Origin of the sequence: Bradyrhizobium nivariense, assembly GCF_029846695.2 — a bacterium.
Lineage (GTDB): Bacteria > Pseudomonadota > Alphaproteobacteria > Rhizobiales > Xanthobacteraceae > Bradyrhizobium.
In genome coordinates, this window is sequence record NZ_JARWCR020000121.1 from 1 (window position 1) to 13068 (window position 13068).

General features: G+C 57.3%; 9 protein-coding genes and 3 pseudogenes. 8 read left to right on the top strand and 4 right to left on the bottom strand.

The genetic code is table 11. The features are described from left to right. Nucleotides 1–271 precede the first annotated feature (271 nt). Genes istB through QCM77_RS44225 form a run of 3 tightly spaced genes read right to left on the bottom strand, consistent with a single transcriptional unit; the run spans nt 272 to nt 2408 of the window. Nucleotides 272–1015 carry an IS21-like element helper ATPase IstB gene (istB, locus tag QCM77_RS44215; protein ID WP_280096936.1) on the bottom strand — a complete coding sequence of 248 codons (744 nt, stop codon included), beginning with the start codon at nt 1013–1015 and terminating at the stop codon, nt 272–274. 15 nt (nt 1016–1030) lie between these two features. Next, entirely contained in the window at nt 1031–1885 is an 855-nt protein-coding gene (locus QCM77_RS44220) for a Mu transposase domain-containing protein (RefSeq protein ID WP_280096937.1), read from the bottom strand. Continuing rightward, complete coding sequence (locus tag QCM77_RS44225) at nt 1797–2408, bottom strand: hypothetical protein (RefSeq protein ID WP_280096944.1); 612 nt, start codon at nt 2406–2408, stop codon at nt 1797–1799. The genes QCM77_RS44220 and QCM77_RS44225 overlap by 89 nt, the downstream gene beginning before the upstream one ends. A gap of 8 nt (nt 2409–2416) precedes the next feature. On the opposite strand from QCM77_RS44225, the pseudogene QCM77_RS44230 reads away from it, so the two are divergent. The 5 genes and pseudogenes from QCM77_RS44230 to QCM77_RS44250 all read left to right on the top strand — a co-directional run. Beyond that, nucleotides 2417–2809, top strand: a pseudogene (locus QCM77_RS44230) (integrase core domain-containing protein); the annotation flags it as partial. 394 nt (nt 2810–3203) lie between these two features. Next, nucleotides 3204–3420: pseudogene (locus QCM77_RS44235) on the top strand (hypothetical protein); the annotation flags it as partial. A 305-nt stretch (nt 3421–3725) separates the two neighbouring features. Next, entirely contained in the window at nt 3726–4484 is a 759-nt protein-coding gene (locus tag QCM77_RS44240) for a hypothetical protein (RefSeq protein ID WP_280096938.1), read from the top strand. A gap of 137 nt (nt 4485–4621) precedes the next feature. Next, nucleotides 4622–5620 carry an NADPH:quinone oxidoreductase family protein gene (locus QCM77_RS44245; protein WP_280096939.1) on the top strand — a complete coding sequence of 333 codons (999 nt, stop codon included), beginning with the start codon at nt 4622–4624 and terminating at the stop codon, nt 5618–5620. A gap of 696 nt (nt 5621–6316) precedes the next feature. Further along, nucleotides 6317–7657, top strand: coding sequence for an LLM class flavin-dependent oxidoreductase (locus QCM77_RS44250; RefSeq protein ID WP_280096940.1), 1341 nt, complete (start codon nt 6317–6319; stop codon nt 7655–7657). 579 nt (nt 7658–8236) lie between these two features. Here QCM77_RS44250 and QCM77_RS44255 read toward each other — a convergent pair. After that, nucleotides 8237–9336 (bottom strand): IS3 family transposase gene (locus tag QCM77_RS44255; RefSeq protein ID WP_280096941.1). Its coding sequence is split into 2 segments (ribosomal slippage): nt 8237–9084 and nt 9084–9336, totalling 1101 coding nucleotides; the frame shifts between segments, so codons are not numbered across the junction. A 1148-nt stretch (nt 9337–10484) separates the two neighbouring features. Here QCM77_RS44255 and QCM77_RS44260 point away from each other — a divergent pair. From QCM77_RS44260 to QCM77_RS44270, 3 genes and pseudogenes are all read left to right on the top strand, one after another. Continuing rightward, complete coding sequence (locus QCM77_RS44260; protein WP_280096942.1) at nt 10485–11168, top strand: class I SAM-dependent methyltransferase; 684 nt, start codon at nt 10485–10487, stop codon at nt 11166–11168. 107 nt (nt 11169–11275) lie between these two features. Beyond that, a pseudogene (rocF, locus tag QCM77_RS44265) lies at nt 11276–12254 on the top strand (arginase). 167 nt (nt 12255–12421) lie between these two features. Next, nucleotides 12422–12694, top strand: coding sequence for a twin-arginine translocation signal domain-containing protein (locus tag QCM77_RS44270; protein WP_280096943.1), 273 nt, complete (start codon nt 12422–12424; stop codon nt 12692–12694). The last annotated feature ends 374 nt before the right edge of the window (nt 12695–13068 follow it).

Consider the following 13068-nt stretch of genomic DNA (forward strand, 5'->3'; position numbering starts at 1 on the left):
GCTCCTGGAGCCCATCGGCAACATCCCGCCGGCCGAAGCCGAGCAACGCTACTACGCCATGCTGGAACAACCGGCCATGGCGGCATAACTTAAACCAAATGGCCTCCGGCAAACCCGGGGCAGTTCACGTCAAGGTTTTCGGGTTGGTTTGGAGATCGTCCTGGCGGTCCATGGGAGGGCCCCGTGCGCGGCGCGGAGTGCCCCCACGAGCGACGGAGCGACGCGCGCGGGAGGGACCTGTGGGCCGGCGGGACGATCGTGCGCGAGGTGCTCACGGCTTTTTCTTTTCGCCAGCCTGACGGCGCAGACTGTCGCCTTTGAGCTCGATGCGGTGGGCATTGTGAATGATGCGGTCCAATATCGCATCGCCAAAGGTGGGATCGGCAATGACGTCATGCCATTGCGACACGGGGACCTGACTTGTGATCAACAAGGATCCCTTGTCGTAACGATCGTCGACGATCTCAGGCAGATCACGGCGCTGGTCGGCGGTAAGCGGCTCGGGTCCCCAGTCGTCGAGGATGAGGAGATTGATGCGCTCGAGCGCGGCGATCAGGCGCGCCAGACGGCCTTCGCCGCGCGCCCGGGCGAGATCGGCGAACAGGCGGGATGTTCGCTTGTACAGGACGGAGAAGCCGTCGCGGCAGGCTTTGTTGCCGAGCGCACAGGCAAGCCAGGATTTACCGGTGCCGGTTGGGCCGACAGTGACCAGATGGTTGCTGTCGCGGATCCATTGGCAGGTACCGAGGGTCTGGAAGAGCGAACGGTCGAGACCACGGGCGGTACGATAGTCGACGTTCTCGATGGCGGCAGCTTGACGGAGCTTGGCACTGCTCAAGCGGCGCATGAGGCGGCGGTTGTCGCGAGCAGTGACCTCGCGATCGACGAGGACGCCGAGCCAATCGGCGTGCGGCATCCCGGCCGCCTCCGGATTGTTCTGCAGTTCGACGACGGTATCGGCCATGGCGGCAAGGCCGAAGGCGCGCAAGCGATCGACGGTGGGGTGAAACAGCATGCTGATCTCTCCTGATCAATTGTAATAGCTGCGGCCACGGATGTTGGCGTGGAAGAGAATGGGCGCCTTCTCGGCGGGAGGAGCGGTTCTGTCGGTACCGTTCTTGAGGATGGCGGCGACCGATTTGTAGGAACGGGCGTTGAGCAGCAGCGCCCGGGCGCAGGCGGCATCGACGCGTTCCTGGCCATAGCGCTTGACCAGCCCGAGAATGCCGATGGCCGAGCGGAAGCCCTGTTCTGGATGCGGCCGCGACCGCAGGATGACGTCGATCAGCGTCTCGGCATTGGGGCCGACCTTGGCGGCTTCGGAACGGATGCGCTCATGGGTCCAGTCGCGATAGCGGCGATGTGAGCTCGGCATATGCTCGGGAATCGTGGTCGGGCGATGCGGCAGGGTGCTGCGCAGATGCGACGCCACCCGCTTGCCGCGGAGGAAGATCTCGACGGTCTTTTGGGTGATGCGGGCCTCGACCTCCTGATGCACGAGGTTGTGCGGGACGCTGTAGTAATGCTTGGCAATCTCGACGTGATAATCGAGGTTGACCCGGCAGCGCTTCCACTCGGCATACTCGTACGGTTCATCCGGCAAGGGGGTGAGCGCCGGATGATCGAGCTCCTGAAACAGTTCGCGCCGACTTCTCCCCCAACTCCGGAGAGGTCGATCGTTCAGCTCGACAAGGAGCGCGTGGATCGCCTCGTTGAGGGCGGCGAGCGAGAAGAAGCGGCGGTTGCGCAGACGCGCCAAAATCCAGCGCCCGACGATTTGGACCCCGACTTCGACCTTAACTTTGTCCCTTGGCCGATACGGCCGCGCCGGAACGATGCCGGTGCGGTAATGACGGGCGAGATCGGCATAGGTCCGGTTGACCATCGGCTCGTGAAAGCAGGCCCGGGTGATACCGACCTTCAGATTGTCGCTCACCGTCTGCCGGGCCGTGCCGCCGAAATAGGCAAATGCCCGAACGTGCGAGGCGATCCAGTTCCGGCAGGCTCTGGCTGAGGCTGGCTTCGGCGTAGGTGTAGTTCGAGGCGCCGAGCACGGCGACGAAGACCTGCATGCTGCGCACCTCGCCGCTGAGCCCGTCCACCACCTCCATCGTATGGCCGGAATAGTCGACGAACAGCTTCTCGCCGGCGACATGGACCTGACGCAGGGTCGGCTTGAGGCGGCCGGCCCATTCCTTGTATCGCTCGCAGAACCACGAATAGCTGAAGCTATCGGAGCTGGCGTCGCAATACTCCTCCCACAACAGCATCAGCGTGACATTCGGGCGCCGCAGCTCGCGATGCACGAGCGCCCAATCGGGCTGCGGACGCTCGTCGCTGGGCCGATCGGATGGTGGCGGATATAGACGGTTCTCGAGCCGGACATCGTCATCCAGCTTCGGCGGCAACGGCCAGGCCAGCCATCGATCCGCGCTTCAGTTATCGAGGCGAGGATGTCGTGCTGACCTTGGAGCGTATCTGCAAGATCCTTGGCTATCCCAGGACGATCCGCGTTGACCAGGGATCAGAGTTTATCTCCCGCGATCTCGATATCTGGGCTTACCAGAGGGGTGTGGTGCTGGATTTCTCGCGGCCGGGAAAACCGACGGACAACAGCTTCATCGAATCTTTCAACGGCAAGTTCAGAAGCGAGTGCCTGAACACGCACTGGTTCCTGAGCCTTGACGACGCGCGGCAGAAAATGGAGGATTGGCGCAGAGACTACAACGAAGTCCGGCCCCACAGCGCAATCGGCAACAAGGCGCCGATATCGCTGTTGAATGGCTCATCGGCGCCCCCGCCGGCATGAGCATAACCCCGGAAAATTCCAGCGCCGGCTGGCCTAGTTTTGGGGAGCACTTCACATCCATGCCAAGAAGCCTATCATTAGGCGAGGCCGGATCATATGCTCCTCCTCATCCGCCCCAACGAACCGCAGAACTCCAGCGCGTGTGCCGATTGCGCCCATTGCTCGAAGCTCAAGGAAACTACATCAACGAAAGACATTGAATATCAGCGATCTTGACAGATCCTGCTTCTGCCTGCGTCATCCAGGTCGGGACGAGAATGAGTAGCCATCTTCCGATTCGGGATTAAATGGCCGCGATCGAAATGGGGCTGGTCGCGACGATTGCCGCGGTTCGCCGATGAAATGTGTAGATTTCGATATCGAGCCCAGACTGAGGCACTATGGCATGGCCTTGGATCGCGGCGGACGACGCGCCGCGGCGATTTATTGCCTGATCGTCTCCTGCAAAATCAGTAATGTTGATCCGCAGCCGACGTCCTCGCCCATCCGGCTCATGGGCTCGACGAATGCTGCCCTGGAATTGGAAGCCAGCGATTTCGGCGCTCCCTGTGGAGCCGCACCATGACCTGCTCCATAGGATCAGGATGGCGCGTGAGCATATGGTTGGTTAGGAAGGCCGAGCGGTATGCCATTCGGCGCACAGATCGACCAATTACCGTTACTCAACGGCAAGCGCGCTGGGTGAGCTGGAAGAACCTTCTTAATTTGATCGATTGTGAGTGGGAGTCCTCCTGGACATAGCGATTGGTAGAAGAGGGGAACCCGCTACTCGTACTTAATTTAAGCCGTTGAGGCCGACTCGCGCCTGTGTTGCCTCACTGAAAACTTTTGGGTCCCACCAGAGTAGGTAGTCTCGCGATACGTTATCAACGGAGTACGATCGGTTACGAGTTCGCCACAACAGCTGAAAAAGCTCATGATCACAGGGCAAAGTGAAGCGATGAAAAGCGTAGTTAATCCGTTGCAAGTCTCACGTTTTCTTCGAGTCTATGACCTAGCTGCCGCTCAAAGAGGCATCAACCTTTCTATAGGATTCGATTTTCATGAGTATGTCGCGATTACTCGAGCCACTCCTACAAAGGGGCCGACATATCCAACTTTCCGGCCGGATCGCTCGCCGATCAAATCAGGCGAGGGGTATTGGATGAAAGGCGTCGACCAGAATAATGAGGTGGTTCTCGTAGAAGCTGCTCGATTGTTTGATCTCTCGGGCAGCAACTTTGCAGAACATCTTCAGTCCCTGAACACGTTCTACGCTGACCCGACGGTACATGCACATCCCCAGGACCGATGCACTTGTATGGCGCCAAGCGCGAAGAAGATGACCAGGAAAGTAGCGTATCACGGGGATCGCTGGGTCCGCAGAGATTTTAGAGGACAAGGCATTTCCAAAATCATGGCAGGAATAGCACGAGGCGTAACTTTTGCGATGTGGGATCCTGATTTCTTATGTGCGCTCGTGGCAGGTCGACGAATGGATAAAGGAGGTGTGTGCGGATATGCACATTATGAACCCGATGGCGCGAAATTGCAGCTGATAAAAGAGAGGATCTCGGACGACGATTGGCTTGTTTGGTTAACCAGCGAGGAATTGCGGGCCCTTGTTGATCGGCAGGAAACAAGCGGATTGAATATCGACCTGCGATTTTCGCGAGCATCACCTGGCGATATTTAAGTTTGGTGAGCTAGTGTTGCGTCGCTGTCTTGGGACAGAGAGGCATTATATGCGCAGTAGCGAAGGAAGTACAGGATGGCAGGATTAAGCATACGCTCCTCTAGGTGGATCAGATCCGCGCTTTTCTCGGAGCGCGCATGAAAGCGATTGTCAGTAGATCGATCGGGGGCCCCGAGACGCTGGTGCTAGAAGACGTTGAGGACCCCGTGCCTGCCGCCGGTCAAATTGTCGTTCGCATCAAAGCAAGCGGGGTAAATTTTCCGGACACACTGATCATAGAAGACAAGTATCAATTCAAGCCAAAGCGGCCATTTTCGCCGGGTGCCGAGTTTTCTGGCGTCGTCGAAGCAATTGGTTGCGACGTATGCGCCTTTCATACCGGTGATCGCGTGATGGGCTTCTCCAGATGGGGATCAATGGCACAGAAGATTGCCATAGACGCGAGCCGTTGCGTGATGATACCCGACAAAATGCCGTTTGGGGAGGCTTCTGCCTTCATTCTAACCTACGGTACGTCGTACTACGCATTGAAGAGAAGGGGGGATCTGAAGAGCGGAGAGACTCTCCTTGTACTTGGAGCAGCTGGGGGTGTCGGCTTGGCCGCAATTGAAATCGGAAAGGCGCTGGGCGCCCGCGTTGTTGCCGCAGTTTCTACAGCTGACAAAGCGAGGCTAGTCCGAGAGCATGGAGCAGACCGCGCAGTGATATACCCGACTGCTCCGTTTGACCCGGACTCGCGCAGAGAAACCGCGCGTCTTCTCAAAGAGGCATGTGAGCCCGACGGCGCTCACGTTGTATGTGATATCGTAGGCGGCGACTACTCAGAGGCAGCTTTGCGCGGCATAGCTTGGAACGGTCGCTTTCTCGTTGTAGGATTTACCGCAGGCATCCCCCACATTCCGCTGAATCTCCCGCTGCTCAAGTCTTGCAAAATTATCGGCGTGTTCTGGGGGCCGTGGCTTGATCGTAATATTGATCATCTTGGTCGCAGCGCGGCCGAGTTGCTCGAGTGGTATCAAAGTGGGAGGCTACGGCCCTATATATCAAGGCGTTTTCCGTTGGAGGAGGCCGGCGTTGCCATTGCCCAACTTGCCGATCGAAAGGCGATGGGAAAGATCGTCATTGATATAGACTGAATTCATCTGTGGCATCAGTCGACGCGAGCCCATCTCGTGATTGCACCGCGGACGTCCTGTGATCGTCGCTTCCAACGACATGGCCTTCGCTGATTGAACAGACAGCGATTCAGTGCCGCGGGATTCCTGGATTGCGTGAGCCAAGCCACGGCAGAGTAGTTCTTGGTTGCAGGACAATCGTGGTGACGAGCGGCGCAAGAGTTCGCCGGATTGCGTCAAAGCCTAGCAGCGGCGGTAGCTGCAGTACACGGTCTGTATCCGGTCAACTACCAGCGCTAGTAATTGATCTGGACGATGGAGGCATGCCATTGAGCGAGTGAGCGTCGGGCCGCTCAAAAGGATGGCAAAGAGTTCGCATGCAACATCAATGGCAATCTGCTGTCGCTCACGGCCGTGAGCAATGCGCTGACCCACGGCACGCAGAACTGGGTGTTCGGCCTGTCAATTGTGTGCTCTTGGGCTACGGCGAGTTCGCAGCTGTCATCCCGTATGGCGAGAGAATTGGGGTGGACGTGCAGGTAAGACGATGCTGTTGAAGGAGTATTGTCATTGTTGCGGGATCTCCTACGAATGACTGCTTCTGGCGAGAACCGAAATTGTCGCGTCAGAAGGCGCGGTTGGGAAGGCAAGGCTGTGGCGCAATCACGATTCACGAGTGAATCGGAGCGCTAGGTCGTCACATAGAGGAAGTGCTGCATGCGGCTCAATGATGAAATGAAGCTCGGACTGCTCCTCGCGCCGGCGGGCTTTCACGAAGGTGCATGGCGCGACCCGAGCGTGCCAGCGAATGGTGGAGTTGATATCGACCACTATGCTCATCTGGCAACGCTTGCAGAAGGTGCGGCATTTCACTTCGTTTTTCTTCCAGATAGCCCAAGCATTATAGAACGAGAACACGCGCATATAGCTCGTGTAGCGCGAAACGATGGATTCGAGCCAATCACACTCTTGTCCGCGCTTTCATCGAGAACAAAAGATATTGGTCTTGTCGGAACAGCGACAACGACGTACCATCAGCCTTATCATCTTGCACGCATGCTCGCGTCACTTGACCATTTATCGCGGGGACGAGCGGGCTGGAACATCGTTACCTCGGCGTACAAATCCGAAGCTCCAAATTTCGGCGAAGATGAACTTCCAGACCACGATAAACGCTATGCTCGAGCGAGAGAATTCGTGGAAGTTGTCAAGGGGCTTTGGGACACGTGGGAAGACGGCGCTTTCATTCGTGACAAGCAAAGTGGTATTTACGCTGACACGAACAAGCTGCATTTGCTTGACCACCAGGGCAATCATTTGTCAGTTAGAGGCTTGCTGAACATCTCCAGACCGCCGCAGGGATATCCCGTATTGGTTCAAGCCGGCGCGTCCGAGACCGGTACAACCTTTGGTGCAGAGGTAGGCGAGGTCATTTTTAGTACTGCGCCTTCTTTAGAGCACGGCAAACGATTCTACGCGAGCCTCAAAACGAAAGCGGGCCAATTCGGACGCGAAGGCGATCAAGTACTAGTCATGCCGGGCATTGTCCCGATTGTTGGCAGGACAAAGCAAGAAGCGTCTGACAAGCTTCAAAGGCTGCGGTCATACATGCACACCGACGTGCAAATTGGATTGGCTGATCGTTTGCTCGGATCCGTCACCGACCTACGTTCTACGGATCTCGACTCGTTGGTTCCCGAGGACTTGCCATTGACGAATTTCACCCAGAGTTACCAGAAATTGCTCCTCGATCGGGCTTTGTGCCAGAGGATGACCTGGAGACAACTCATCCATTTGGTGTCGGACAGTAAAAACCAGCTCATGGTCGTTGGAACACCGGATGAAATTGCCGATTCTATGGTCGATATATTTGATGAACGTGCGGCTGACGGATTCATTGTATTGCCGAGCATCATTCCAAGTGGACTTAACGATTTTATTGAATGCGTTATTCCAGAATTGCGCCGAAGAGGCAAGTTCAGGTCACGATATTCGGGACGGACCCTGAGAGAGAACCTCGGTCTCAAAAGGCCACCGAATCGGTTCACGCAGGCTTGAACTGTCGCCCGTGAAAAGTGAGCAAACCGTTCAGCGTAGTCGGGGAAAGCGCGTCTTGAGATTGCAAGCGTTCAGGTTTTTAGAAACCTTGGAGTTACGAAACTGAACGCAGCCGCTGGGACAACGTTTAATCTCTCGCTGGATGGGAGTGGCACTACCTGCGGCGGTCCTCAGGCGGTCCTTCGAAGCAATGTACCCACGGTCGGAGCAATATTGATGGCGGCCAATAACATCGCGACAAATCCAAGGCACGCAGACCATCGTTCTGCAATTCGAGAGACTCGTTGAAGCCGTTTAGCGAAGATCCCAACTTGAAAGCACATAAGTCACACCGTAAGCATCCGGCGAAGCTTTCAACTACCCCACAATTCTCCGATGAGCCACCGGGATGTCGGAGAGGCGTGACAGTCCGCGCCACATGACGGTATTGCCGGGCGGCGCATCGCTGGCGTGGGCGAGATAACCGCCGAGCCGTGACCTGCCCCTGAATTTTCATCCAGCGGCAGTTAGAGTCTCGGGGTTTTTTGAAGTGCTCCCCAAAACTAGGCCAGCCGGCGCTGGAATTTTCCGGGGTTATGCTCATGCCGGCGGGGGCGCCGATGAGCCATTCAACAGCGATATCGGCGCCTTGTTGCCGATTGCGCTGTGGGGCCGGACTTCGTTGTAGTCTCTGCGCCAATCCTCCATTTTCTGCCGCGCGTCGTCAAGGCTCAGGAACCAGTGCGTGTTCAGGCACTCGCTTCTGAACTTGCCGTTGAAAGATTCGATGAAGCTGTTGTCCGTCGGTTTTCCCGGCCGCGAGAAATCCAGCACCACACCCCTCTGGTAAGCCCAGATATCGAGATCGCGGGAGATAAACTCTGATCCCTGGTCAACGCGGATCGTCCTGGGATAGCCAAGGATCTTGCAGATACGCTCCAAGGTCAGCACGACATCCTCGCCTCGATAACTGAAGCGCGGATCGACGGCTGGCGAGAAGCGACTAAAGGTGTCGACGATCGTGAGAACACGGATCTTGCGGCCCGTGGCGAGCTGGTCGTGAACGAAGTCCATTGCCCAGGTCTCATTGATCTGGCGTGCTTCCGTCCTATCCTCGCGCAGCTTGGCCTTCACGCGACGCTTCGGCGCTTTGTTGCGTAATTGCAGGCTTAACTCCCGATAAAGACGATAGACGCGTTTGACGTTGATGGCCCAGCCGTCACGTTGCAGCAGGACATGGACCCGGCGATAGCCGTATCTCACCCGCGTCTCGCAGATGTCCTTGATCCGACCTTTGAGAGCGGCCTGGTCGCCGCGCTTCGACTTGTAGACGTACAGTGCGCGATCGATCCGAAGGGCCGAGCAGGCCCGCCTGATCGAGACCTTCCAGTCACTTCGCACCTTGTCGACAAGCTCACGCTTGCGGCCAGGCTTTAGAGCTTTTTTGACAGCACATCCTGAAGCATGGCCTTGTCCAACGACAGGTCGGCGACAATCCGCTTCAGCTTGCTGTTCTCTTCCTCGAGCTGACGCAGCCGCTTCATCTCTGAGGGCAACAGGCCAGCATACTTCTTCCGCCAATTGTAGAACGTCGCCTCGCTAATCCCGGCCTTGCGGCAGACCTCTGCCACTGCCGAGCCATCTTCAGCTTGCTTCAAAACAAATGCGATCTGCGCCTCTGAAAGCTTCGATGCTTTCATGGAACTCCCCCGTCAGGGGATCATAAATGGAAAATTCCAGTTCAAACTGGCCTCATTTGGCGGGGGCACGTCAGGACTCGCAAAGCAGCTTTCGTGCATTCGCGCGTACGGATCCTGACACGCGGATTGCATCTTCCTTCCTTGGATAAAATGTTTGTCGAACGAATTCAATCTGCTACCTGCTATCGGCTCGCGAAAGGCTCAGTTTGCGCGTTCCGGCCGTCAACTAATCGACAATTGTCATGTCTCCATCCTGATCGCCTATTAAGCGCGACAGTTGGCCGCCACGAAAGGTTCTGTATTTCCGCTTGAGCCAAAATAGGGCTTCCTGTCCAATCTCAATTAACCCAGTCTTTCTTGCCCCTGCGGACTAGCGGACCCCAACATTTGGGCTCCAAAAGCGCAACCAGCGTGACGAACAAACGGTCGTGCCGGCTGCCGCCCTGCAGATGCATGTTTCAAAGCGAACGCGCCCAACGTGTTCAACCCGCCAAGCTGCGTTGCGGGTCCCATTGTGTCAGCGCTCTCAGAAGGCGCACTGGCCCAAATTCTGCTTCGTGCTTGGCTACTAAACGTAGGAGGCCGTTATGCCACTCGATAATCAGCTTCCCGTTGTCTTGATCAGGCAGAACGACTTAGAATCGGTCCACGGCAAGGCGCCTCTCTCTAGAGAGTTTGTCTTCCCCCTTCCGGGGGTGGGACGGACGCGTCTCGGTCGGAGCCGCACGCCGTCGCGCACAAGCGATATCGCCTGCCGCTTCGATTCGCCCCCTACAGCCCAGCGTATTGGCTTCACACCAGGTAAACTGCCATCCAGTGTATACGACAAGAGCAGGCGCGACGTCTGGGAGCCATTTGTTTGAACATCTGTCCGGTTGTTGCCATTGAGGCGAGCATCTTAAATCGACTCCGACGGCCATACATCTACCAGGGCCTGTCTTCAGACGAGAACAGTGGATATCAGAATGATTGGTGGACTTCTCTCTACGATTACTAGCGCCGGATTGTCTCGACAGTCGAGCTTGTCGATCAGCTGCCGACTCTCGCCAACTAGAAGCGGCTATTGGACATCCTGCGGGTCGAGACCGCACGAGGAGAGACGTTTGATGAACCCGAATACCTGGGCCTAGGAACTGGGAGAGGATTTGATGAGCGTCGATTATCATGATGTCCTATTCGGCTCTTACCATCCTGTGCCGAGCAACTATCGAGCCTACCGCGATTCGGTCCAGAACCGGCTGCTTCAGATTCTTCGACAGAATCCCGGATGCAGCTTTCTCGAGATCGGCATAGGACCGATCCTCAGGAAGGAGCGGTTCAAAACGATTGACAATCTCGGGATCCACTACGTGGGCTTGGACTTCGAACATGTTTGCGCCGAGCGCAGGGCCGAGCTAGCCAGGGCCGGCATTGTCAATCGAGACGTTAGGCTTGTGGGAAATTACGTAGGAACATACTTGTTCAACCTGATCAGGTTGGCTAGGCATCGGGAGACTTTCGATATCATTTATCTCAATGGAAACCGTTCGATCTATGTAGATCTGGCGGCTGCCATGGCAGCAGTACGGCTGTTGAAACCTGGAGCCCTATTCCTTTTTGATGATGTGAGGTTCGCCTTTGGAACGAGAGAGTTGATCAAAGCGACCGCCGGATATACTGAAAGCAGGCAGACCAATGAGCTGACTGAGGATGAGGCAAACGAGCCTCACGTCACGATCATCATCCGGGACTATCTCATCCCTTTGTTCAGCTTTGAGGTCGAGCGATTGTGGTCGGATCCAGACTGGATTGCGCTCCGAGCGCCCCGTTCGGCTTCGTGGATTGCGATGTGACAGGTGACAGCCCTTCATTCCGGCTACACTCGTCTGCGCATGACTTCAGGGCTGCAGCGATGTTCCATCTGTGGCTGGCACAACCTTGCTGATGTCTGGAGACTGCCGTGACCGATCAGACCAAGCCGGATCGAGCCCGGCCCATCGCCTTGCTGGGCGCGCCCATCGACATGGGGGCTTCGCAGCGTGGCACCTTGATGGGTCCCGCGGCGCTGCGCACTGCCGGTCTTGCGACGCTGCTCGATAGCCTGGACTTCGAGGTCGTGGACTACGGCGATCTCTCCGTCGCCGAGATCGGGGATCTTGATGACCTTTTGCCGGAGAAGGCCAATCACTACCGGGAGATCCAGCGCTGGACGCGTGTGCTGAGTCGTCGCAGCTATGAGATCGCCGGGACCGGCGCCATTCCGATCTTCCTTGGCGGCGATCACACGCTGTCAATGGGCTCGGTCAACGCCATGGCGCGTCACTGGCAGGAGCGCAGTCGCAAGCTCTTCGTGCTCTGGCTGGATGCGCATGCCGACTATAATACCCCGGCGACGACGATCACCGCCAACATGCATGGCATGTCGGCGGCGTTCCTGTGCGGCGAGCCGGGCCTCGACGGCTTGCTGGGCGATGATCTCCGCGCCTCGATCGACCCCGACCGGCTCGATTTGTTCGGCATACGCTCGATCGACAAGCTCGAACAGGAGCTGATGCGCGCCCGCCGGATCAGGGTTGCCGACATGCGCCAGATCGACGAGTTCGGCGTCGCCGTGCTGATCCGGCGTGTCATCGAGCGTGTCAGGGCGAGCGACGGGGTGCTGCACGTCAGCTTCGACGTTGATTTCCTCGATCCGTGCGTCGCGCCGGGCGTCGGCACGACGGTGCCGGGCGGAGCGACTTACCGCGAGGCGCACCTGATCATGGAGCTCTTGCACGATTCCGGGCTGGTAGGGTCGGTCGACATCGTCGAGCTCAACCCGTTCCTGGACGAACGCGGCCGGACCGCACGCACCGCGGTCGAGCTGATCGGCAGCCTGTTCGGCCAGCAGACCGCCGACCGGCCAAACACCGAGCAACGCGATCGCACCAGGCGGATAAGATTGACTCGCGGCGACGTTTGTGCACCGCAAGGAAAGGAACTGCTCTCGCAGCAGGCAGATTTGGGTCAGCCCTGATCGAAATTGCCAGCTTTTGAAATAGCTGCCAATTGCAAATGCTGCCGTTGGAATGTTTGATGCTGGGTCTGCGCAAGCCGAGGGTTCGCAATGACCAGCACGATCAATCCCGACGATGATCCCGCGGCGACCACGCGCCGCCGCTTTCTGAAAGGCGGCACTGCTGCACTGGGAGGGGCCGCTCTCGGCGCGGGCGCGATTCTGCCGCTGCGGAGACGGACAACCTTCCGCCCAACGTTCCCAATGGATGAAGGCACCGGGCGAGCCGATGGGAAGCCAGCCCTATGGAGCGCCCTCGCCGTTCGAAAAGGGGATAGTCAAGAACATCTCGAAGACCCTGAAGCAGTCGGCATAGCGCAATGAAATTCGCGCAAAGCTTCAGCATTGAGGTGCAGTACTTTTTGAATGGGCCATCGTATTTGATCCGGCGGCCAATCCGCCATATCACCCCGACTAACCCGTTTTGTGCTGCTACGCCGGGGCGATTGCAGTTGATCGGACGTAGCCGTAGATCTCGGAAGGGAGGACCGGCGCATACAAGTTGTATGTTCAGTCGCAGGCTTGATGGTACATTCTTGTCGCGCGATGGAGAGATGCTGTGCGAACTAGATCAGCGTTTTCTTGGTTCGAATCATATCAAGCAGCCTCGGCGAGTTTGTAGGACCAGGTGTGGATGACGGGATGACGATTGACGTCGTCGATACCAGCCATGATGCGCTCCTTGAGTTCGTGTTTTG